Source organism: Hydrotalea sp., from assembly GCF_049968455.1.
Classification (GTDB): domain Bacteria; phylum Bacteroidota; class Bacteroidia; order Chitinophagales; family Chitinophagaceae; genus Hydrotalea.
Genome location: NZ_JBMFQT010000021.1, coordinates 1 through 25,960 on the forward strand (window position 1 = coordinate 1; position 25,960 = coordinate 25,960).

Annotated in this window: 12 protein-coding genes and 1 pseudogene; 2 read left to right on the plus strand and 11 right to left on the minus strand. The window is 36.0% G+C overall.

All coding sequences use genetic code 11. The annotated features are described in order from the left end of the window. From ACP5P5_RS12485 to ACP5P5_RS12515, 7 genes and pseudogenes are all read right to left on the minus strand, one after another. Positions 1–1,025, minus strand: a pseudogene (locus ACP5P5_RS12485) (phosphatase PAP2 family protein); the annotation flags it as partial. Positions 1,026–1,029: 4 nt separating this feature from the next. Continuing rightward, positions 1,030–1,938 carry a hypothetical protein gene (locus ACP5P5_RS12490; protein ID WP_428286450.1) on the minus strand — a complete coding sequence of 303 codons (909 nt, stop codon included), beginning with the start codon at positions 1,936–1,938 and terminating at the stop codon, positions 1,030–1,032. 157 nt (positions 1,939–2,095) lie between these two features. Beyond that, a complete protein-coding gene (locus ACP5P5_RS12495; RefSeq protein WP_428286451.1) occupies positions 2,096–3,379 on the minus strand; it encodes a vanadium-dependent haloperoxidase in 1,284 nt (427 codons plus the stop codon). A gap of 235 nt (positions 3,380–3,614) precedes the next feature. Beyond that, a complete protein-coding gene (locus ACP5P5_RS12500) occupies positions 3,615–4,190 on the minus strand; it encodes a hypothetical protein (RefSeq protein WP_428286452.1) in 576 nt (191 codons plus the stop codon). A 30-nt stretch (positions 4,191–4,220) separates the two neighbouring features. Continuing rightward, complete coding sequence (locus ACP5P5_RS12505) at positions 4,221–6,254, minus strand: glycosyl hydrolase family 95 catalytic domain-containing protein (protein ID WP_428286453.1); 2,034 nt, start codon at positions 6,252–6,254, stop codon at positions 4,221–4,223. Positions 6,255–6,416: 162 nt separating this feature from the next. Then, complete coding sequence (locus tag ACP5P5_RS12510; RefSeq protein ID WP_428286454.1) at positions 6,417–8,468, minus strand: PAS domain S-box protein; 2,052 nt, start codon at positions 8,466–8,468, stop codon at positions 6,417–6,419. A 133-nt stretch (positions 8,469–8,601) separates the two neighbouring features. Next, complete coding sequence (locus ACP5P5_RS12515) at positions 8,602–11,934, minus strand: VCBS repeat-containing protein (protein ID WP_428286455.1); 3,333 nt, start codon at positions 11,932–11,934, stop codon at positions 8,602–8,604. 178 nt (positions 11,935–12,112) lie between these two features. On the opposite strand from ACP5P5_RS12515, the gene ACP5P5_RS12520 reads away from it, so the two are divergent. Beyond that, complete coding sequence (locus tag ACP5P5_RS12520; protein ID WP_428286456.1) at positions 12,113–13,063, plus strand: GyrI-like domain-containing protein; 951 nt, start codon at positions 12,113–12,115, stop codon at positions 13,061–13,063. A 37-nt stretch (positions 13,064–13,100) separates the two neighbouring features. Here ACP5P5_RS12520 and ACP5P5_RS12525 read toward each other — a convergent pair whose 3' ends face one another. From ACP5P5_RS12525 to ACP5P5_RS12540, 4 genes are all read right to left on the minus strand, one after another. Continuing rightward, complete coding sequence (locus ACP5P5_RS12525) at positions 13,101–16,466, minus strand: VCBS repeat-containing protein (RefSeq protein ID WP_428286457.1); 3,366 nt, start codon at positions 16,464–16,466, stop codon at positions 13,101–13,103. Between the two features lie 16 nt (positions 16,467–16,482). Then, positions 16,483–19,809, minus strand: a complete 3,327-nt coding sequence (locus ACP5P5_RS12530; RefSeq protein ID WP_428286458.1) for an FG-GAP-like repeat-containing protein — start codon at positions 19,807–19,809, stop codon at positions 16,483–16,485. Between the two features lie 255 nt (positions 19,810–20,064). Then, a complete protein-coding gene (locus tag ACP5P5_RS12535; RefSeq protein ID WP_428286459.1) occupies positions 20,065–21,723 on the minus strand; it encodes a RagB/SusD family nutrient uptake outer membrane protein in 1,659 nt (552 codons plus the stop codon). A gap of 23 nt (positions 21,724–21,746) precedes the next feature. Next, positions 21,747–24,734 carry a SusC/RagA family TonB-linked outer membrane protein gene (locus ACP5P5_RS12540; protein ID WP_428286460.1) on the minus strand — a complete coding sequence of 996 codons (2,988 nt, stop codon included), beginning with the start codon at positions 24,732–24,734 and terminating at the stop codon, positions 21,747–21,749. Between the two features lie 225 nt (positions 24,735–24,959). Between ACP5P5_RS12540 and ACP5P5_RS12545 the strand changes: the two genes are divergently transcribed. Continuing rightward, on the plus strand, positions 24,960–25,943 hold the full coding sequence (locus tag ACP5P5_RS12545) for a LacI family DNA-binding transcriptional regulator (protein ID WP_428286461.1): 984 nt from the start codon (positions 24,960–24,962) through the stop codon (positions 25,941–25,943). Positions 25,944–25,960: the final 17 nt, after the last annotated feature.

The window sequence follows — 25,960 nt, forward strand, 5'->3', positions numbered from 1 at the left end:
GCCGCATCTAGAATAGTTTGACTTTTAGTAGAGGGAGGAGGACCCGGACGAAAAGTAGGTACCGTTGTTGCCGGAAATAAAAATGGTGTTACATTTCCAAACAATGGCAACATGGGAGGCCTTTTAGGAGATTCTAAACTATACCAAGGTGTTTCACCACGAGCCATGGTTACGGTTTCAAAGTTTTTCCAATCGGTGGGTGTTCCAACTGCTTTGCCTGCATTATCGGTTTTTGCACGAGCAATAAATACTTCTGCTACCTGGCGTCCTAATGCTTCACCTGCGGCTATATCGCTACGTGTTGCAGCACCCGCCATTATCATTGCCAATTCTTGTTCATGTGCTTTTTGTTCAATATTAGCTATTTCAGTAGGAAATAATAATTTCATCACTTCAGCAGTTACTCCGGCCATTACTGCAGCTTCAGAAGGATATGAAGGCAAAGTTGAAGTAGGTACTTTTGCTTGAATTGTTTTATCATTGGCATAAGGTGCGGCTCTGTTGTATAATTTTTTATAATACCAGCAAGCTACTAATGCATCATATTGCGCTGCACTAATGTAGGCATAAGCTCTGGCAGCATAAGGGGGATTAGCAAATGGGAATAAAGGATAAGCAAATGGATTAGCTGCGCTGGGTATTGGGTAAGTACCATCAGGGTTTTGATATGCCGGTAAATTGTATTTAGTAACCAAGCCACGCATTAATTCATTCCAACGCAATACACCACCTGCAGCCCAATATTTTATAGTGTTTAGTTGAGCAGGAGTTAAACTTTTTTGATATCCTTTTATTTCATTTAATTCAGCAATATAATCGGCTGAAGTAACTGCTGAAGGGGCAGCTACTGCAAATGTATCGGGGCGTGTAAGTAAAATAGTTTTCCATGTGCCGGCATTTAAGTCAATATTTTGTGGTTGCAATGGGGCTACATCGGCTGTAATATCCGGTGCATTTTTATTGCAAGCATAAATAATTAATCCGGTGCTAATAGCAATTATAGTATATATAAATATTTTTTTCATACAGTTAATTGTTGGTTTGGTGATTGATTTGTTTTTGACGTGCAGAAGCAAAATCAAATACTTTAAAAATGCCAATTGATGCAGTTGTTGCCTGTCCAACATTACGGCCGGTAACTACATAGCTAATTCCGCCGGTAATTGAAATGCGGTAGAAATGAGGAATAGCATATTTTCCATCAATGCCTACAGTTGTAAAATTCATTTTATTACTTGGAAAAGGCATGTCATTTTTACGCATATCAAATCCACCTAACGTGGTATTATTGACGATAGCAATTTCTGCAAAATCTTCTTTCTTTCTATAACCCAATCTTAATGCAGCATTCATTACATCGGGCATTGATACTTCATTGGTATAGTGCATTTCGGTTGTGTAATAAGCAAATCTGTCAATATAAATATTTTGTCTGTTAGCATAGGCTGCAGTTGCTGTTACAAATACATTCTTTTTTTGGTAATCCATAATTAAGCGAATAGAGGCAGTTTTACTTCTTAAACCAATAGCTAAAGGCAAGAAATCTGCCTGATAATTGGTAGTTGGGAATGAATAGCCTCCGGTTACATACACTGCATATTTCTGTTTCTGAATTTTTTTCTGCCAAACCTGCCATTTCAACCACAAACCTGCATCCTGCAAACCTTCCATATCGTGCAATGTGCCTGCAGAAGCATGTGTATGTAGATAAGGCAAACTATACAATACATTTAATTTACCGGTAATACCATAGGCGCCCATAAACGCCACTGATTGGGTAGAAACAGTTCCTAAATTAGCATTGTTGCGTTTAAAAGTGCCTTCCCAATAGTTGTTCCAACTACTGTAATTATATACAAAACCGGTACACCAATTTTGGTTAGCCATCATTATACCATCTTGTTCTGTTTGCGCCTGTATGTTTTGAAATATGAGCATAAATACAATTCCAAAAAGTAAAATTTTTAGGGTTACCCTCATAGTTGTCTCGTTAATTTTGATTGATTGTGGTTTGGGATAAGCAATACATTACCGTTAGCAACTAACGGCTGCCACTTGCTGTAGGTGCAAGAATTACCCAAAAAGTAGGGAAACCTTATTTTTTCATTTTAAGTTTTTGTACCACTAAAGTGCCAACTTTAATACCACAATTATGGCCTTCTCCGCAGGAATTCCAGTAATGCAAGCCGCCATAAAAACGGGCTTTTTCATTTTCAATTGCAGCTTGGCGGAAAGATTGATAGCTTCTGCTTGGAATACCAAATTCTAATTCTGTAGAATCGGTGTAAGGGAAGTTATCGCCATAAATGCTGGTAAGCGCTTCGGCTCCGGATGCTGAAATGGTACAATGTCCACAAGTATATTCAGGAAAAGGTGGCGTTTGCAATTCAGGACGCCAATTTGCATCGAAATATTTATTAATGACAGTTTCCGGCCTTACAGTATTATAAGTATATTTTTCATTCCAGCATTGTATAAATGCATCGAATAAAGCTATAGCAGTTTTCGCTGTTGCATACACGGTTTGTGCAAAGTCGGCCCCTGCTTTTTTTGAAGCAATACCGGCAATGCTCATCCAATGTCCAGGAGGTGAAAACTTCTTAAATACAAACATGGCGTGGCCATTTACATTCAGTTTACCCGGATTGTCATCCCAAAAATTTGCAATATGTCTTTGTTCTGGTGTTAAATTCGTACAACTATCCAACATCAATTTTACTTGTAAATAGTAAGGACTTTTCTTATCCGTAACATTAAAGGGTATTGGTTTATCTGCCCTAAATTGAGATGCACTATCCATTACCATTGGTCTAATTAAATTCCAATGAGGCTCCATTGCTTGTGCATATGCAGGAGGAGTAGGCACCCAACGACCCGGACTGTCAATTACCGTAAACTTAGGCATACTGCGTGTTTCAGCGTAATTGTCTTTTTTACTCCAGGCAATGATAGATTGGGCAACAGCATCTGCATATTGCTTGGTTGCATTATACATTGCATTACTCATCCCATTGTTTTTAACCAATTGCACTAAACTATCAACATAAGTTTTCATGCTTCCTTCCGGAAAAGTAACTGCTTCGCCTACTTTACAATATGCTAAAATAGCTGCGAAGTTGTAGTTGATAGGTTGAGTAGTATCGGGCTTTGCTACCGATTTTAAACCGTTTAATTGTCCTTGCAATGATTGATACTGTTGAGGATATCCTGCGGCTATTACTTCATAAGCTGCAATAGCTGCATACGCATAATTACGTGATGCTACTACCGGCCCAAAATTATTACCCATTACTACAGTATTTAATTCGTGCACGGTATTGGTAAATAATTGTGGATTAGCTACTATTTTTTGATAGGCATTGTTATTATTACATGCCATTAAAAACAGGAATGAAAAAACCAGTGCGAATATCCTCCTTACAACCATTCTATTAGTTTTTTAGCATTGCACATATAAATTTTTACAATGCCAGTTATTTTAATTTGACTGAAATTTATTGAACACCTTTAAAAAACGAATATACTTGTGTTCTGCAGTTTTTATTATTTGGTTAACCAATTAAATAATATTGACTAACTACCAATCTAATAAAAATGCAAATGAAAAATGCACACTAAGCAAGTGTGTTAATAGCATATTTTGGAGGCTTGTCTAAACTTTTAATAAGAATAAATTGATATGCCTGTTGCCGATAAGCGGCAAAAACAGAAGTCATTTGCAATGCAGGATGTTGAGCACTATAGGCTATAGGGCTTGTGTAGTCTTGCACAACCGGTTTAACGGAGTGGGCTTGGTGGCCGGCATCTTTTTTTGAAGAACCGCTATTTACAAAATCATTAGCCAGTTTAGCAAATGCATCTCTGGCATTTTTTATACCGGTTTTGGCAAAATTGGGAATACACAGTAATTCCAAACTATCTTGATAAAAACGGCGTTTAACATAAGAATAGGTAATCCCATTAACAGTAATTTCCCCATTTACCCTTTCGAATTTAGGAGAACTTGTACCATAAGGTAATGCGGCGGGGACTTTTATACTGATTAAATCTTTTTGATTATATTGATTATCGTCTAATTTTTCCTGAAAAGCAATATCGGCGCGGTTTTCAAAATAGTCCATCACAAACCGATAGCCTATCCAGTTAAACAACAATATGCTCAATAATAATATAGCAACAATCTTTTTCATTCAAAAAAATCAGGATGAAAATAGGATATTTTACTGAACTGTAAAAGTTTTTTTCTGAGTACCTACGCCTGTTATGGTTAACTTTTTCCATTGCTTAGGTAAAGCAGAAGGAATTTGAGTAATTCCGCTTTCAGTTATATTTAATCCTCCAAAACCCATTAAAATGCTTTGTATAATACCACCTGCGCCGGTTGCAAAGTAGGGGTTAGTACCGCCTTTGGTTTCAGCAATTACTCTGAACGGTGGATTTAAATTAGGAATATAAGCATCTTTAAACCAATGATAGGCTTTTTCCCCATCGCCTAAACGAGCATACAATAAAGCAAATATGGCTTGCGTCATTGCAGGCGTTCCTGCATTAGGTACTCGGGTTGAATAGTATTCTAAATCTTTTTTAATTTGCTGAGGCTGTGTAATTTCTTTTAAAGGATAAGCTAACAAATTAACATCTGCTTGCTTAATTCCTTCCCCTTTGTATGTTGCAAATTCTTTTGTTACCCCATCGGGGAATTGTAGAATTGGAATATTCTTGGCAACATATACCCAATCTGTATCTGCCTTCTCCCCAACTATTCCGGCGGCTGTGGTGGCATATTGCAATACTGCTTTTGCCGCAGCATTGGTAAAAGCATCATTGTCAACATTTTCGGCCCATTCATCAGCCGCCACTACATCTTTAATATCAAATTTACCTGGACCATTACGTTCTACCCTACTACTCCAAAATTCTGCAACTGCTTTCAACAACGGCCACCCCTTTTCTTTTAACCAGGCTTTATCTTGTGTAACTTCATAATACTGCCAGGCAGCAATACCAACACAAGCGGTTATATGGTGCTCAAAGGGGCCACTTAATGCCCATACAGGTGTTTCTTCCACCCCGCTTGCTGCACTTTCCCAAGGAAACATGGCACCTTTATATCCATGTTCAAAAGCATTTTGTTTGGCGGCAGCTAATCGTGCATAACGGTACTCTACCATGCTTTTTGCCATTTCCGGGTGTAATACCAACAATGCGGGGAACATCCATAAGTCGGCATCCCAAAATACGTGACCATTGTAGCCCAAACCTGACAAGCCCATCGGTGAAGGGCTTAAATCAGAGCCTTCACGTACAAATGAATACAAATGATACAACATACTATGCACATCCTGCTGATCTTGTGCATTTCCATTGATGGTTATGTCGCTCTTCCATAATGCATCCCATGCTTCATCATGAAATTTAATTAATCTGTTACGTCCTTGTAGTTTAGCATAAATGGTTAACCGTTGTGCTTCATTTAATGGATCGGCATTATGAGCCGAAGTAATAGAAGAACCAACAATACTAAAAGTGTATGATTCACCTGCCTTTAATGATTTTGAGAATTTCATTAGGTGCATGTTATTATCCCACATTTCATGAATGATTTGAGGTTCCTGACCATATGGTTCATCAAACATAAAACTGTTAGCAGCACATAATAATAATTTTCCTGTTGGGCTTTTAGCGGAAGAAGTTAAAAGACTGATAAGAGTATGAGGCCTATCAATTTGGTTATAATAATTTTCCACATCACGTAAAGCATCGGGAGCCTCCATTACACTAGCTGCTCCTAATGTTAAAGGTTGTTTTGCCGTAATAGTAACAGTCATTAACACGGTAAATGGTAATTGCCGCAATGAGTAATAGGTATAACTTACTTGAGCCTTATTTTCAAATTGAAATGTAGTAGTAAAATTGGCATGGTGCATATCTAAAACCTGATGCATTTGCGTAACATTATTTTTATTAATTTGTTCGCCATCAATACTCATTTGCATGTTTAACAAATTAAAGCTGCGCAAAAAATTACTGACCATACCTCTGCCATATGTATCATATGCACCTGCCAATACCACTTCTTTCACTTTAAAGGGTTCGGGAGCAGAAACCACTCCTATCATTCCATTTGCTACCGTTACTCCATAATAATTGGCCGCATTAATAGAATCGGCTTTAATCTTCCAAGGGTCAACCGGGCTTTGTGCACAAACTGACAAGGACAGAGGAAGCAATAGTAGTAGTAAAATATTTTTCATGTCTAGTTCTTTTAAATGAACATTGTTTTATGAAAATAGTGGTTACTTTAAGCATTATTGAGTGAATGTTCACTTATAAGAATAGGCTAAAGCAATCACCGACATTAATTGTTTATTAATGCCCTTGCAATTTATTCATAAAATAAACAGTAAATAGCTACTTTAACTAAGCGGAATAAAAACTTTTACACTGCAACCGTTTCCGGGCGATGATAAAATGCGTGCATAACCGGAAAATAAAGCGGCTCTTCGTTGAATATTACTTAGCCCAATACCGTTTCGTTGAATTTTCATATCAAACCCACGGCCATTGTCATAAATATATAATTCTACTTCCTTGTCATCAGCATTTAAGTTTACTTCAATGATGGTGGCATTAGCATATTTATAAATGTTATTGAGTTGCTCCTGCAATATGCGATACAAATTCAACATCACATCATCCGGCAGTTTTACTTCTTTGGGAACATTGTATACATATTCAATTAGGTATTTTCTATCCTTATTAACTCCATTCAACAACATTTGAATACTATCACTAAATTCTACCAAATTAAAAGAAGGGGGGGCTAACCGATGCGAAATTTTTCGGATAGTTTCAATAGCCATACTAATGTATTTATGTGCAGTAACGATTGCATCGAGTTGTTGAGCGGGTAATGATTCTTTTTTTAATAAGCCCAATGTAAATACAGCGCCGGTTAGTATTTGGTTTACATTGTCATGCAATTCAGCACTAATTTGAAAGTGTTCCTGCTCCTGCGTTTCCATAATTGCTTTTGAAATTCTATTCTCAGTTTCATTGCGTTCCGTTACGTCTAAAATAGTAATTAAACGAGCTTTATGACCTTCATATTCAAATGGTACTCCCCTAATTTCCACATCTATTAATGCTCCATTTTTTGTAATGTGTTTCATTTTACTTTCAAAAGCCTCAGAATTTTGTTGTAGTTGTATTAATGCCGCTTTGGCTTCCGGCAAATAATTGGCGGCAATTATATCCGTTATTTTTAAACTCAACCATTCTTTGTTGTTATACCCATAATGCTGAATAGCAGCAGTATTTACTTGTAAAATTTCATAGGTATTAATATCATAAATAATTTTAGGTAAAGGGCTAAACTCAAATATGCTGCGGTATTTTTTTTCGGAAGCAACCAGTTGTTGTTGTAAATTGTATTTTTCTGTAATATCGTTAAAATAAGCTTCGGCTGCGATACATTTCCGATTCCGATATTCAATTATTATACTTCCTTCTACTCTAATTTTCTTACCCGATTTTGCAATATAAATTTTTTGCACGTTTTTTAATAGGGTACCATCTTTTTCAGGAGAAGGAGAGGGATTAAAAGTATTCATGCTATTTTCATCCAATATATCGGGTATACTTAATTGGGCTAATTCTTCATCATCATAGCCCAATTTTTCTTTAAATGCTTTATTGGCAAAAATTATTTTACCCGATGCATCACAGCGGTTAATGATTTCATTAGTATGTTCAATTAAATACCGATATTTTGCTTCGCTCTCTGCTAACTGTAAATGATCCTCCTTCATTTTTTGTATTGTACGCAAAACAGCAATACCCATCAAAATAAGCAAGGCAACAATAAATAAATTAATTTCTAATGTTTTTTTATTGTCACTTGCTATGGTTGTATTCAGTCTGTTTTTTTGATGGCTGGCAGAGTCTTTTACAAAAGTCGCCAATAAAGTATTGGCTTTTTGTAAATGCTCGTAGGTAATGTGCTGACTATCTAAATAAAACTTTTGAGACTTATTAAAATGACCCTCTACGGCCAAATTCATTAAAAAAGCACGTACTGCTGAATTTTGCTTGCGATAATAAGTTAAACTATCAAATAATTTTTTTTCTTCTTTTGCAATTACAAGTTTTTCAAATTCCCGCATATTGGTATCATTACGGTCTATCTCTTCCTGAATTTTTTTACGAGTAACCGCTATTTCATTGGGGTCTTTACTTAGCAACAAATGTAAAACTTGTGTTTGCACATAATCACTTCCGCGTCTCAAATTAATAAGCAATGAAAGTTTATCAACACTATTACCGGTAATAGCATTATACTGATTGGCTAAATGATTGTATTGATTATATTGTGCTACCTGTACATATATTAAACCGGAAATTAAAACAATAAAAGAAAGAAGCAACACATAGCGAACAGGAAGGCGCTTCAAAAGCTGTCTTTTCATTTGGCAAGGTTTTAAATAGATGTAGGTATGTAAAATTTAAAGAATATCTTAAACATTCATTAAATTTATAAAGGGTCTAAAGAAAAGAAAATTTAAGTAAATGCCAAATTTTTTTCGGTAAACAGCTAAAACATCAACGTTCAAACATTAATAAAGGAGCATTGTTTATGGTAACTAGTAATGCCTTTTTACCAGTATTTAAAGGTAAAATAGCAGCATCGCGGGCTTCACCAACGTAGGTTAACCCACTTTTAGCAGGATAAACATATTGATAATTGCCCGATGAGCTGCCTAATAACAATGTGCCATCATTCGCATCTAACCTTCCGGTTTGGGGTTTTAAACCAAAAAAGTTACCGGCAATAAATAAATCGGTATTACCATCGGCATTAAAGTCGTTGGCTACAATAGCATAGGTAGGTGAAAATTGAGCACGAACAGGTAGTGGTTTCATGGTAAAATTGCCTTTACCATCATTCATAAACATACAAGTTTGTAATTGCTGTGCTTGTAAAACCAATGCTTTGTTTAAAACATCTGCAGGAAAAAGTTCTTGAATAGATTTGCCCGCAAAGGCGTTGTATGCCAAAAAGTTTTTCTTAATTGAAGGAATTTGAGCTTCCAGTTCACCTTTTAAATAATACGGATAGGCCTTGCCGTCGGTTTTATAATAAACCGGTATGCATTCTTGTTGACCGTTACCATCAAAATCGGCAACATATAATTGTGCTGGATGGGCAACATCGGCTTTAATGTTAGAATTTAACCCAAAATTACCCGCAATAAAATCGAGGTTCCCATCATGGTTAATATCAGCTACTGTAATACAATTCCACCAGCCGGAAGATTGTGGTAAAGTTTTCCATTTATCAAACTTTCCATTCAGCCATTTAAAAATAGTAATGGGCATCCAATCACCCACAACAATTAATTCCGGTTTCCCATCGCCATCAACATCGGCCCATTGTGCATCGGTAACCATTCCTAATTGCTGTAAATTGGTTGCCAGTGAAGCTGTAACATTTTCAAAAATCCCTTTGCCTTTATTGAGCAATAAAATGCTTGAAGCAGGTGCGCCATAGTTTCCCGGAATATTTCTACCACCAATAAACACATCCGGTAAACCATCACTATTTACATCAGCTATGCGCACACAGGAGGCATTTAAAGAAACAAATGGCCATCCATTGGCAGCTTTAGTAAAAATACCTTTACCATTATTTAAGTATAAACGAGGAGCTAAGTAGGGAGAACCTATCGGTGCCATATTGCCACCCGAAGCAACAATTAAATCCAAATCACCATCGCCATCTGCATCTACAAATGATGCTCCGGTATTTTCAAAAAATTTATCGGCAACAAATACCGTTTGTGGTAGTTGTTTAAAATGACCATTTGGTAATTGTATAAATATTTTTGCAGTATCTCCGGTTGCACTACCCATGTAAAAATCGGTTAAACCATCACCATTTACATCGCCAATGGCAATTTTAGGCCCTTCGGTAGAAAGCATTTTAGGAATTAATCTTTCTACATCAAAATCAACAAATTCGTTTTCGTGGTGAGTTATACTTCCCTGAATAACCTTATTAGCCACATTAGTATACCAAGGTATAGTAGCAGCAGTATAAATATTTGTTTTCAGTGCATTAACTTCATTGAATGTAATGGTTTGATTGGCAGCAATTTTAGATATGGTTTGCATTTTCCCATTGGGCCAATAAACAGTAACGCTATCGGCTTGCTGTAAGGAATCTAGTCCAAATAATAAAATAGGTTCAACGCTGCTTTGAAAACCACGGGTAGGCATTTGTTCCTGCATTTGTTTGTTTGTCCCTGTAAAAACACAAACACGTGCTCCTAAGCCAAACGTATTGGGAGCACTACCCTTTAATTGCACCTTTAAATAACGTGTGTGCTTTGTTTCAACTGTGGTATTTTGGTAAATGAATGCAGGCGCATCTAAATTATTCACTACCAAATCTAAATCTCCATCACCATCTAAATCTGCATAAGCAGCACCACCACTAAAAGAAGGTTGTGCTAAACCTAAGTTTTGAGATTGATTACTAAATACAAAATTCCCTTTGTTTAAAAACCCATAGTTTGGAATGGGTACTGAAGGCATTTTATTCAATATATCTTGCAAACCATAAGCCCCTTCAGCCACCTTGCGCATGGTTTCATTGTTGTTGAAATAGGCTAGGAAATCCTGATCGGTTAAATCGCGTTTCAAACCATTGGTTACAAACAAATCTTTTTTGCCATCATTATCAAAATCAAACCATAAAGGGCACCAGCTCCACCCGGTAGCATCAACACCTGCTAATTGTGCAACTTCACTAAATGTGCCGTTTTGGTTATTCAATTGCAAGCTATTGCCGGTGAATTGGTGATGATAATCTAATATGTTTTTTGCATTTTGTACATCATAATCATCAAACTTAACCGTAGTTTTTAAGCGATAGTCTGATTCAGGCAACATTTCAGCCGTAAAAATATCTAGGTAACCATCATTGTCAAAATCGGCCATATCATTACCCATTGAACCATTGCTCATGTGTCCAAAAGCTGTATTACTTACTTCTTTGAATGTGCCATTTTTTTGATTGATATACAGATAATCTTTTTCAAAAAAATCGTTTGAAACATATATATCTTCCCATCCATCATTATTCACATCCCCTACAGCAATGCCCAACCCGTAAGCAATAGCACTTCCATAAATACCGGCCTGTGCACTTACATCGGTAAACACACCATTATCGTTTCGGTAAAGGCGATCTCCATCGGCGGCATCGCGTAACAATCGTGCATCTTTTTTATAACCAAAACTTTCAATTGATTTGGGATTATTATTTAAGACAAAGCAATCTAAATCGCCATCATGGTCATAATCAAAAAAAATGGCTTGGGTTGATGCACCGGTATCATTTAAATGATATTTAGCAGCTTCTTCCTTAAAAGTACCATCTTTTTGATTGATGTATAATTCATTGGCTCTATCATCGCCGGGCATAATGCCTGCATTACATACATAAATATCTAACCATCCATCGCCATTAATATCAACCATGGTAACACCGGTATGCCATTTGTGTTTACTTGTTATACCGGCTTGTTGGGTAATGTCTTTAAAATGAAAATTACCTTCATTCAAGTATAATTTATTTTCGCCTTGGTTAGCAGTAAAAAAAATATCAGGCTTACCATCATTATTGATATCACCAATAGCCACACCGCCACCATTGTAAAAATTATGGTAGTTAAAAATATTCATTTCACGGCTATCTGTAACCGTATTGGTAAAGTTAATACCGGTTTGTTGTGCTGTAAGTTGTTTAAAAAGCGGTTGCTTTTGTTGCTGATTAGCATTAGTGCAACTTACAAAAAAACAACCTAACACTGCACTATACACTATCCAAAACATTTCCTTTTTACGAAGCATATTGATGGTAATAAACATTGGTCGAAAATTAAAGCAATTTATGCAGCAACACAAATTAGCCAATGTATATATTTTAAACCATAACCAAGCTAAAAAGTTAAGATTATTTTATGCTTTAACAACCATTAAAAAAAGGTGAACTATTGAGTTTACCATTAACTTGCAATTATTATTGTTTTTTAAACTACAACAGTAAATGAAAAAATGGTTTTTCATTCTCATTGCCATACTAATCATATTTTTGGCAGCCGTTTACCTACTCATTCCAGAGGAAGCCACTTTAACCATTAATACAAAAATACATGCCAATGAAAATGGGGTAATACGCTTATTGCAAGATACCGGCCACTGGCGAAAATGGTGGAACTATGACACTAATACCGGATTCAAGAACATGGATTCAAGTGAGTTTATTGCAGACAATATCCATTTTACCATTACAGAACCTTTGTATAAGGGTTTAAAGTTGTTGCTCACCTCAGGTAATGAAGTGTACAATGCGCAAGTAAATGTAATACCTAATAATATTGATTCCTGTTATTTGCTTTGGCAGGTAAAAGTGCCTACAGGCAATAATCCATTTTTAAAAATTATTCGTTACCGTACAGCTTTGGGTTTAAAACCGGCTATTCAAAACGTGATGAATAGATTTAAACCTTTTGCCGAAGACAAAGCAAATATTTATGGTGTTTCTTTGCGGCAACAAGGCTACAGCGATACTTATTTGGTGTCAACAAAAACTATATTAACCCAACCACCAACCAAAAAAAACATTTATGCACTAATTCAGCAATTAACCTCATTTGCTCAACAAAAAAAAGTATATATATCTGATGGGCACCCCATTTATAATATTACCCGTTGGAATAAAGATAGCATACAATTAATGGTTTCCATTCCCATTACACAACCCATTAATGATGAAGGAAAGTTTGCTTTTAAACAAATGGTAAAGGGAAATTTTATTGTTACTGAAGTTACGGGTGGCCCTTATACGATTGATAAAGCGTATAAAAGGCTGATGCAATACTTTTCTGATTATCATAGAACAGCCATGGCTATTCCATTTTACAGAATTATGAATAACAATCCAACCGCCACTGATACTGCACAATGGGTAACAGAAATTTATCAGCCGGTATTTTAAAAGAAAATACTATCCACTAAATATTAGCAAAACCGAATTAGGGTTTTTTAAACCCAATTACCATTGTACTATCATTATTCCGGGCAACAATGTAACATTGGTTTCCTTGAATGCGAATAGGTAGAATATGCCTTATTTGTCCTTTTATCACCAATCCATTTAATGTACTTGCTGTGAATTGATGTTGGGCATTTAAACTTAATATAGTTCCAAAATCAGCATCATAACGCCCCATTTGAATATTGTTATCATAAAAATTGCCCCCCAGCATTACTTCAGGTAAACCTTTGGCATTGCTATCTAACACACAAGCCGTTTTATAAGGTGTTAATTGGGCTTGCCATGGCATTTCTTGTAGGGTAAAATGCATTTTACCATCATTTACTAAGATAGCATTCTTTAAGTAATTGGCTTCCAAAACGGTAGATGACTGCAGTTTTTCGGCAGTAAATAAATCTGTTAAACTTGCCTTAGCAAAATCTTCGGCATATAGAAAGCGTTTTTTAATAATTGGAATTTGCTTTTGCAATTCATCTTTATTGGCAAAAGGAATTTCTTTGCCTGCTAAGTAATAGGTTAGAATTTGTTCTTTCTGACCATTGTCGTCAAAATCATTTACATAAAGGCGTATGGGTTGTTTATCGGTAGCTTTTAATCGACTATTCAAACCTAAATTACCGGCAATAAAGTCAACATTGCCATCATTATTAATATCCACCGGGTAAACAAAATTCCACCAGCCTTTTTTTTCGGTAATGGTGGTTTTTTCAAAATGTCCATTGGTATTCATAAAAGCATAAATACCGCCCCATTCGGTAGTAACTAATAAATCTTTTTTACCATCCTTATTTAAATCGAACCACTGACCTTGGGTAACTAGTCCAATATTTTTTAATCCGGATGCATATTTATCGGTAACATCGGTAAAATGCCCTTTGCCATCATTGAGCAATAAGTAAGAATTAGGGGTTATACCATAATTCCAAGGTACAGCTCTGCCACCAATGAATAGATCCACAAAACCATCTCCGTTAATATCATATGCAGCCACCGAAGAGGCAGTCATATAAATATTGTTGAATGCATTGAGCAATTTGGTTAAGTTACCTTTACCATCATTCAAGTAAACTCTTGGTTGCATGCGTTCATCAGTGCCGTAATATTCATTACCGCCTGAAGCTATAACTAAATCAATATTCCCATCATTGTTAACATCCGTCCAAACAGCATCAACATCTTCGTAACTGCTATCTATATTTAAAGCAGGCTCATTCAAAAATTGAAAAGTTCCATTGCGTTGTTGTAAGAATACTGCAGGCTTAAAAGTTCGAGCTGCACCAATAAACACATCCTCTAATCCATCGTGATTAATATCGGCAACCGCCAAAGCAGGGCCTTCTGTTGAAACCATGTGTGGAATTAAAGACTCTCGATCAAACTCTACAAAATGATTTTCCTGATGTACATAGTTCAAGTGAGTTGCCTGGGTAAGATCTGTTAATAAAGGGGTTTTATTAGGCTTAAAATTAAGAATGCTGTTATAATTGAATTTGGGTAAGTTTTTTTGGTACGTATAGGTTTGTTGATTATTAATAACAGCAAGGCTTAACCGTTGATAGGTGTTATCGGGCCATATTAAAAAGGCGGAATCTACCTTTGTACTATCTAAGCCAATATGCAAAGGAATTTCCATACTGCTTTGAAAACCATGTACGGGATACTTTTCATAGGTTCTTATTTCATTTTGAATAAACAAAACCACTTTAGAACCCAATGCATGAATATTTTTTTCAGGGCCTTTTAAATTTAATTCCAAATAAGGTTTTTTTGCAGTTCCATTATTCGTTTTGTTTTCATAAACCATAACAGGTTCATCAATATTATTCACAACTATGTCTAAATCACCATCATTATCTAAGTCGGCATAAATAGCTCCATTTGAATAAGTAGGCTGATTATTTTGGATGCGATTTTCTTCATCAGAAAACAGCAATTGCCCACCGTTATGAAAAAATTTATTGGGAATTTTTATTTCAGGAAATTTATTTACCAATGCCATATCCTGATCGGCAATGGTATTACTATTTATTTTTCGCTGAATTTCTTCGTTTGAAATAAAATTCACATAGTCCATGTCATTCATACGCTTGGGAATCCCATTCGAAATGAATAAATCTTTTTTCCCATCGTTATCAAAATCCATCCATAAAGGAGCCCAACTCCAATCGGTTGCAAAAACACCGGAATACAGACCTGTTTCGCTAAACATGCCATTGCGGCGATTGTATTGTAAGTTGTTTCTCGTGTATTGATAGTTATAACCCACTTTAATTTTATGGAAAAAAATATCATATTCATCCTCACCGAGTGATCGTTTTAAAATGTAGGGATCGTATGGAAGCATATCCATAGAAATAATTTCAGGATAGCCATCATTATTAGCATCGGCAACATCAACACCCATTGAAAACTGACTGGTATGCATTAAACGATCATTATTTTCCTCTTTAAATGTGCCGTTTTTTTGGTTAATGTATAAATAATCATTTTCATGAAAATCGTTTCCAACATATAAATCAGGATAGCCGTCCAAATTAATATCGGCAACAACAACACCTAAACCATAACTAATTGCCGAACTGTTTATACCGGTTTGGCGAGTAACATCATTGAATGTATTATTGCCATTGTTTCTAAAAATTCTATCGCCGGAAAGTGAATCGTAGGTGCCTAAAAAATTTTGCCTTGGTGCAAATAAACCATTTTGGTGTACAGAATGATTCAACAAAAACATATCTAAATCTCCATCATGGTCATAATCAAAAAATACAGCTTGCGTACTAAAGCCTGAAAAGGCTAAGCCATAAGCTTTGGCTTCATCTTTATAATGAGGCACTCCTAAAGAATCAATACCTGTGCAAATAAGCAGTTGATTGTGTCCCTGCAGCACATCATAATGTCCCACACAACAAATATAAATATCCAACAGCCCGTCATTATTTATATCTACTACCGAAACACCGGTAGACCAATTATTTGTTTGTGGAATTTCTGCTTGCTGCGTTACATCTTCAAACTTTAAATTGCCTTTATTTAAAAACAGTTTATTGTTGCCTTGATTAGCAGTAAAAAACAAATCAATCTTCCCATCATTATTAAAATCACCTGCGCCAATGCCTGCACCGTTATAAAAATACATGTACTTAAACATATTGAAATTAGGTGTAGGTGTAAGTTTATTTTGAAAATGCAAGCCGGTTTGTGTATCGGTTAATAATGAAAACAAGGGTGCTTGATTAACATCCTTATTATTGTTGGAATGACAAGCTGCCAATGCAATAAAAATAGCGAAATATAATACCAATTGTTTTACCATGCTTTCATTTAGTTGTTTGTTTTGCAAATACAATGATGTACACTTATTTTCTCTTCAATAATTGCGTACTACTATTCAGTTTAAACAAAACCGGGTAATCATCATTGCGAAGAAATAAATAATAAGGGTTTCCCCTTGTTGGGATAGCTAATATATCGCGAACCATTCCATTTAATTCAACACCCGATTGTTGTGTGTTTAAAACTTTAAAAACAGCATTTCCTCTGTTCATTAATATTGTACCATAACTGGCATCTAAGCGTTCAAACTGAGGTAAAAAGCCAAACTCATTCCCACCCAGCATTAGGTCTTTTTTACCATCGCCATTTAAATCGGCACATAGAATGGCATTTACAGAAGAGAATTGTACAACAGGCGGTAATTTTTGCAATTCAAACTGACCATTGCCTTTATTAATAGCAATTACTGAGGGGGTATAATTGAATTGTTTTACAATACAGCTATTAATAACCGAAGCCGGGAATAATTCTTGAACCGACTTAGAAGCATAATCGTGGTGTTTTAAATTATTTTTTTTCAGAGAAGGTATCTCATCCTCCATATCTCGTTTTAAAAACACCGGCAAGTCCTTACCGTTAATTGTGCTAGTTAGCACTTTGTCCTGCACGCCATTCTGATTAAAATCATTAATCCACAATTTTACAGGATGAGTAGAGTCGGGATGCAAATAAAAATTCTCGCCAATATTACCAATAATTAAATCATTCAATCCATCTCCATTTACATCAGCCACAGCCAGGCTTTCCCACCAACCATATTTATTATTTAGGTTGGTTTTTACTTCTGTAAACTTATCATCCTCCACAGAAAAAATATGCGGTGACATCCATTCACCTACAATAATTAATTGTGGGGTTCCGGTACCTAACACATCGGCCCATTGGGCGCCCGTTACCATACCAATATGCGCTATAACCGGATTTTTTGTAGAGGCAATATCGGTAAAATGGCCATTCTTATCATTAACAAATAAATAGCTTTGCGGGTCAACCCCATAATTGCGGGGTTCATTTCGCCCACCTATAAATATATCAGGATAGCCATCATTATTAAAATCGTTTACTGCAACTGCTGATACATTCATCCCTGTATTAGGAAATGCATCTGTTTTAATGGTAAAGTTACCCTTACCATCATTCATATAAAGGCGTAATTGCATTTGTCGGGTATCGGAAGGTTGAGCGTTCCCTGAAGGACAGACCAACAAATCCATATCACCATCATGGTCATAATCCAAAAATGCTACTGCACCATCTTCAAAATCGCGGAACTGATCAAAGACAGGTTCAGACTTCTGAACAAAAGTACCGTTTGATTGCTGCAAATAAATTTGTCCGGGATGACCAACGGTACCGCCTATATATATGTCTGCTAAACCATCGCCATTTACATCGGCCACTGCACCCTTAGGACCTTCACGTGATAACATTTTTGGAATATTTCGTTCGTAGTTAAAATCTATATTGTCGTCTTCTACATGACGAATAAAAACAGATTTAACTGAATCGAGCAAGGGGGGTACCGTTGTATTTTCTTTTTTGAAGTAGGTATTAAAAGTATCGGGTTGTTGATAATGATACACTGTATCAACAGCAGGGGTTAAATAAGTTGTGATACCCAGGTTTGGCCAAATAATGCGGATGGAATCAATATGCGTTAGCTGTCCTAAACCAATAATTTGTTTATAATCCATAGAGGATTGAAAGCCACGACTTGGAAAAACATCGCGACTCATAATTTGTCCATTGGCATACACTTCAATTTTACTGCCAATGGCAAAAGTGTTTTGATTTGTGCCCTTTAGCATAAAGCCCAAATAATGATTATGGTTTAATTCGCGGCTGTTGTTTTTATACACAAAAGCTTCCATATTTTCATTATTTACTACTAAGTCTAAATCACCATCATTGTCTAAATCGCCATAAGCTGCTCCGTTTGAAAAGGAAGACTGCACTAAGCCCCATTCTTTTGCTTTATCTATAAAACGTAAGTCGTGTTGATTTTGAAAAGCCTTGTTCAATAACGGAGTTTGTGGAATTTTTAATAGTACTTGGTCTACATTATCTTTCTTACCGGTTAATACCATTTTCTGTATAACATCATTGGCAAAAAAATCAATAAAGTCTAAGTCAGTAACATCCCTATTCACCCCGTTGCAAACATAAATATCATTATAGCCATCATTATCCATGTCGAACATCAGTGCGCCCCAACTCCAATCTGATGCCGGAACGCCGGCATAATTGGCTATTTCAGAAAACCTTCCATTTTTATCATTTAACTGTAAACAGTTTTTTACGTATTGGTAATAAAAGCCTGCCCTTAACTTACTTCTAAACAAATCAATATTATCAAATGCACCGGTAGTTTTTAAACGATAATCATCATCAGGTAGCATATCCGTATTAAAAATATCAATACAACCATCATTATTTATATCGGCAAAATCGCTACCCATTGATGAGAAACTGGTATGTTTAATTCGATCTTCAAATTCATCTTTAAAAGTACCATTATGTTGATTGACATAAAGGTAGTCCCGTTCATATGAATCGTTTGACACGTAAATATCAGGATAACCATCCCCATTCACATCTCCAACTGAAATACCCAATCCAAAACTTATTAAACTGCTGTGCAGTCCTGCTTGTTGGGTAACATCCACAAAATGGCCATTATCATTGCGCAATAAATGATTGCCCCCACCTTTTAAAAAGTCTGCAATCTTCCAGGCGCTATCCGGCAAATCGCGATTATTATTAAAACCTAATTGGTTAACCGGAATAGGACTATTATCAATAATAAAGCAATCCAAATCACCATCTAAATCATAATCAAAAAACGAAACTTGTGTGGTATATCCCTTATGGTCTAAGCCATATTTATGTGCTTCTTCGGTAAAAGTATTATTATGGTTATTGATATACAGTTTATTGCGTCTGTTTCCATTACTCATGTGGCCTGAGTTACAAACATAAATATCTAACCAGCCATCATTATTAATATCTACAAACACTACGCCGGTACTCCACATACTGTCTTGCTTAAAACCTGCAGTGGCAGTAATATCTTTAAACTTAAAGTTGCCTTCATTTAAATACAATTTGTTTTCACCCATGTTAGAGGTAAAGAAAACATCGGGCAACCCATCATTATTAATATCACCAATAGCCACACCTCCACCATTGTAAAAATTTCTAAATAAAAAGCTATTTTCCAATCTTCCATCGGTAACGTCATTCCTAAAATGAATACCGGTATTGGTCATTAAAGTATATAAAGTATTTTTATTGCTTTGATGGCATGCTGTTAACAAAAGCAAAAGAGAAAAACCATATAAATATTTCATAATAAAATATACTTATCAAAAGAGCAATTGTAAAATAGCAACACAATACAATTGTTTTATACAAAATTGAATGGTTGTAAATGTAAGTACTTAGTGCGAATAATAAGTGAGGATGCAGGTATAAAAAAGTTATTGAAAAAAATTAATAACATCATTTTAAAGTATCCATTTATAGCATGCGATACTTCAAGAAAAACCAAACGACCGGATGAAACCGGTCGTTGGTTGATTGAATGTCAATATGAAGGGGTTGGTTTAATAACCAGGATTTTGTACTAAGTTAGGATTAGCAGCCAATGCTTGTGTTGGAATTGGATAAACTAAGTTTTTAGGATCATCATTGGGTTTATACTGCCAAGGTGTTAAGAATACACCAAAACGTATTAAATCGGTTCTTCTGTAACTTTCCCAATATAGTTCACGTCCTCTTTCTGCTAACAAAGTAGTAGGATCATCCACATTTGCAGGATTTACCAAAGTCATTGAAGTTAAAGCCGGTGCATTTCTGGCTGCACGTAATTGGTTTACTAAAAGTAAAGCTTGGGCGGTGTTACCTTTACGCATTTGCGCTTCTGCTACCATTAAAACCACATCTGGATAACGCATCAGCACCAACCAGTTACCTGAATTAGAGGAATAATATTTTCCGCTTGCATCTGTGAAGTCAGGTACATATTTAACTACACGAATACCGGTTACCTCTAAATTATTACCGGTTTCTATCATGTTCGATGCAATAGTAGGCGTGAAGGCCAAAGGATTACCCTTTCTATCTTTTAAGGGATTACCATTTTGATCATATTGTTGGCCTACTAACATACCCGGTCGAATACCGGAATTGGCAGTAGTAGCTCCATAAGGGCGCAAACCAATACGGCTATCTAATGAAGAATCTGCCATAGAATATGTTGTAGCCACAGGGCCGGCTGCATTCACACCAAAAGTGTTATAAAAATCACTCATAGTTGAAAAACCATTCCAACCAGCGTTTGGGGCTTGTGCAGTATAAGAGTTATAGTGCAAAGTCATCATCCAGCGAGCGTCAACTCCAGCATTATTTACAGGATTTCCTGATTGGTTAGCATAACCAAATATTAACTCCGGAGAATTACCATTTGTAGCATTAAAATTATCAAAAAAGTTAGCTGCGTATGAATAGTTTCCACTTGTCATAATTTGATTTCCGTAATAAATAACAGAATCTAAATCTGTGGAAGCAAAGGTTGGAGCTGCCCTATTCAAAAAAGCACCCCTTTGTAAATAGATGTGCATTAATAAAACCTTAGCTGCATCCTGAGTTGCTATATTTTTAGTGGCAGGAGAGCCAGATGATGCAGGTAAGTTGGGTAATGCTGCAGTTAATTCAGAAATAATAAAATTTATTGCAGGAGCACCAGATAATACAGTGGGTGCATTTAATAAATTATCACCTGGATTTCTGATGGGATATTGACCATATAAATCCAGTAGATAATATAAGGCATAGGCTCTAATAAATCTAGCCTGTGCAGCTTGTGATGCAGTAGGTGTAAAAGACAAAACATTGGTAGCATCAAAATTAATTTTGTTCAAGTTGTTGAACACATTTAATATTTGTTGGTGATCTGCATTCCAAGTATGGTTATGCACCACCCGCCAAACACCATTATCATCCCAGTCACCACCACGAGTGGGTACTAAAGATTCATCAGTTGAATTTTCTTCTAAAGAAAATACCTGATCTTGACCTGTAAATGGACCTGCCAAGTCAACATAAGCCGCATTCAACAACAATTGTGTTCCGTTGGCACCCAATGCGTTTGCTGCTTGTGATGCAGTAAGCGAGCTTTTTAATGATTGGTCCAGTTTTGTACAACCCACCATCATCCCTAACAATGGTATTGCAACTGCGAATATTTTTTTATAAGGTAGCATAGTTATAATTTTTAATAATAAACTTATAAAGAGAAATTTACACCAAATGATACAGTACGTTGTGTTGGATAAGGTAAATATTCAATAGACAATGAAGGATAACCGGCATTACTATGGTCTGTATTTACCTCTGGATCAAAACCAGTGAATTTAGTTATCACAAACAAGTTATTACCTGTTACAAAGGCACTCATATTTTTTATGTATTTACCAACATTACCTACTTGGTAGTTAATAGTGGCATTTCTCAATTTAAAGAAATTACCGCTTTGTAAAAACCGAGTTGAAGCTCCCACCGCAGAAGTAACACCTTCCGGAGAATTGTAGGCTGCTTTATCTATATTTCTACCGGCAACAATACCAGAAATGTTGGTAATGTTTGTAGCAGTATTGCTATATATTAAATAACCACCTTGTCCACCCGCATTAATTGTTAAAGTAAATTTCTTGTATCTTAAATCAGTACCAACACCATAAATGGTAGTGGGGTTAGGATTACCAGCTATGATAGGATTAGCACCAATTATTTGATTACCATTCGCATCAAATCCACCAAATGGTTTTAAATAAAACGCATCAATGGGCTGATTGTTCGTCATAATTTGTGCTAAAGTTCCAGATACACCCTGACCAGTAATTTGACCAGTTAAGATTTGTAAAGGTGTAGTAGTTCCTGGTGCATAAAAGTCGGTTAGCTTGTTTTTATTGTAAGCCATGTTAAAGTTTACATTCCAACCAAAGTTTTTATGATCAACAACTATAGCACCTAATGATAATTCAAAACCTTTGTTCATGATGTGACCGGGTAAGTTAATCCAGTAAGTGGCTGCCGGAGCAGGCTGAATAGCGTTGCTTTGGAAAAGAATGTTAGTGGTGTTTTTGCTATAATAGTCAAATGTACCAAACAACCTTCCATTAAACAATCCGAAATCTAAACCCAAGTCAGTTTGTGAAGTTTGTTGCCATTTTAAGTTAGGGTTAAAAACATTTGACTGGCCGATATTATTATAAGAGTTAACGCCAAATGATTCTTGTGAGGCAGAAGCAGGGAACTCTTGGCTACCTGTAATACCCCATGAAGCCCTTAGTGCTAAACTTGAAATTAACTTACTATCCTGAAGAAATTTCTCATTTCTCATTACCCAACGACCACTAACAGAAGGGAAATAACCATATTTATTATTGGCACCAAATTTATTGGAACCATCTGCACGCATTGTAGCAGTTAAAATATATTTTTCATCATAATTCAAAATAGCACGACCGAAATATGATTGGAGTGAAGTGGTAGGGTCTACGTAAATAGAGGGCAAATTCTGTGTATTGCCATTTTGTAAAACAGAAGTATAAGGTAGACTCAATTGGGTTTGATCTAAATTCGTATTAAAACCGGTAGCACTAAAGCTTTGGTTAGAATAATCTGAAGTCCAGTATTCATAACCGGCAACAGCATTTAGTTTTAATTTCTTGGTAATGTTTGCATCATAACTTAAGGTATGGGTAAAGGTCTGAGAAGTAAGAATAGCACCCGAAATAGCACCAAAACCCAACCCGGATAAACCGCTATAACCTTGAATAAAACCATCAATATTTGTTAAACGTGAACCTGTGGCATGGTTAATGGCATATAGGAATTTATAGTTTAAATTTTTTGCAATTTTATAAGAGGCACTGATATTTCCTAAAAATGTATTCAGATTTGAATTGTCTGAATAGGCTGCCAATAAAGACATTGGGTTACCAGAACCATTGGTTGGATAATTAAAAAGACCATTGCTATTGTTGAAAGGCTGAGTTGGGTTCCAACTTAAAGCAGAACTAATTAAGTTACCTTGAGAACCGGCGGTATTGGATACGTTAGGTAACTGATAAGATACATGACCGGCAATCATATTAAAGCCAATAGTCAACCGCTTATCTAACATTTTATATTCGCCGTTAAAAGAAGCAATATACTTGGCAAGATCTGTATTTTTAATAATACCGGGTTGATTTGAAGCTAAGAAAGAAGCCCTGAATCGTCCGTTTTCATTACCGCCACTAAAAGCTAAATTATAGTTTTGAGCAATAGTATTTTGCTCAATAGCTTTAAAAGGGTCTACACTTACACCCCCATCTAAACTACTGGGTAGGTTATACTTGGTAAGCGCTTGTCTAAATTGTGCAGCATTTAATATGTCATATCTTTTCATGTATCCGGCATTCACACCATAGGAAACACCAGCTTCAACTTTTAATGGTCCGCCGGTAGCTTTTTTGGTAGTAATTACAATTACGCCATTAGCACCACGAGAACCGTAAATAGCAGTTGCAGAAGCATCTTTTAATACGTCTACTTGAGCAATATCATTCATATTAATGAATAACAAAGGGTTATCATCAGGTGTAGTTCCAAAACCACCCGCATTTAAGGTAACGGAAGGACGGGCAGTTCTACCATCCAAAGGCACTCCATCAATTACATACAAAGGTTGTTGCCCGGCAATTAATGAACTGTTACCTCTTAATTTAACGGTAGTAGCAGTACCTGGCTGACCACCATTCGATACAATTTGCAAACCCGCTACTTTATTTTGCAACAATTGGTCGGGTGAACTGATGATACCTTGGTTAAAGTCTTTCGCTTTTACAGAAGTCAAAGCACCTGAATAATCATTTTTACGAGCAGTACCATAACCAATTACTACCACATCGCCCAACTGATCGGCAGAAGGCACTAATGAAATATTAATGGGTGAACCGGTAACGGCAATTTCCTGGGTAACAAAGTTCAAGGAACTAATTACCAATGTTTTTGAATCTGCAGGGGCATTCAATTTAAAAGTACCGTCAGCACCAGTTTGAGTACCATATTGGGTACCCTTTACCACAACAGAAGCTCCGGCAACAGGGCTACCGTCTTTCGAATCGGTTACCTTTCCGGTAATTACTTTTGTTTGGGCAAATGCTGCGGTGGAGAACAAAGCCAAAAATAGGTAGAGCATACCTTTGGCAAGCGTTTTTAAGTTCATAAAGCTAGCGTTTAGTTAGATTAATGTGTTAAATTTACACCTTTTATCCGTTTAAGAAAACTTTTTGTTAATTTTCTTAAAACAATGTGTTAATTAGACATCTAAATTATTCGAATTGTTGCATGTGTTCATACTTTATTCAAAATAAACCGACTGCAAACGTTTGCGAAAATGTTTGCAGGGGAAAACTTCCTTCACATTTAATTCACATTTAAGCATCCCGGCATGAATAACACTACTCTAAAAAAAATTTCAGAAGTATTAGGCATTAGTATTTCAACGGCTTCAAGGGCATTGAAAAACCACCCCGATATTTCTGAAAAAACCAAAGCCAAAGTAATTGAACTGGCTCAAACACTAGATTACGAACCCAATGCTAATGCTATTCACTTACGTACCAATAACAATCGGCTTTTAGGTATTGTGGTACCCAGTATTTCTAATTTTTTTTACGATGCATTTATTGCAGCTATTGAGGAAGAAGCACGACAAAAAGGCTATTCCGTTATAATTCTTCAATCGGGCGATAACCCTGAAGTGGAAGCCAATAACCTAAAACTGCTGCGGCAGAACCGTGTATGTGGCGTATTTGCTTGCATTACCCCTTCTACAACGCAAATGCAACCTTTTGAAAAAATAACGGCTATGCAAATTCCGGTGGTATTTTTCGATAAAGTACCCGATTATGCCAATTCTATCCGCATTTCCATTGCCGATGCTGAAGCAGCAAGTATGGCTGCTGAAGCTTTAAATGAAGCAGGTATAAAAAAAGTACTGGCTATATTTGGTAATCCCGCTATGTCTATCACTAAAAAACGGATGCAGGCCTTTACCAACACTATTCAGTTTCCAAAATCTTGTAACCTTTTATATGCCCATAGCTTTAACGAAGCTTATACATTAACCAAAACACATTGCAGCCATAAATCTATTCCTGAAGCTGTTTTTTGTATGAGTGATGAAATATTAACAGGTACTATGAAGGCTATTTTAGAATTAGGCATACATATACCCAAGCAAATAAAAATAATTGCATTGAGTAATGGTTTTTTTCCGCAACTCTATTACCCCAATATCACCTATATTGAAACCAGTGGTTACCAACTGGGCAAATTATCATTCCATAAAATGATGGATTGCATTAATGGCGACAGAACTTCTACAGAATTAACTGTTCCTTGCTCACTCATTAAAGGTGGATCATTATAAATGCTGTGAATGAATGA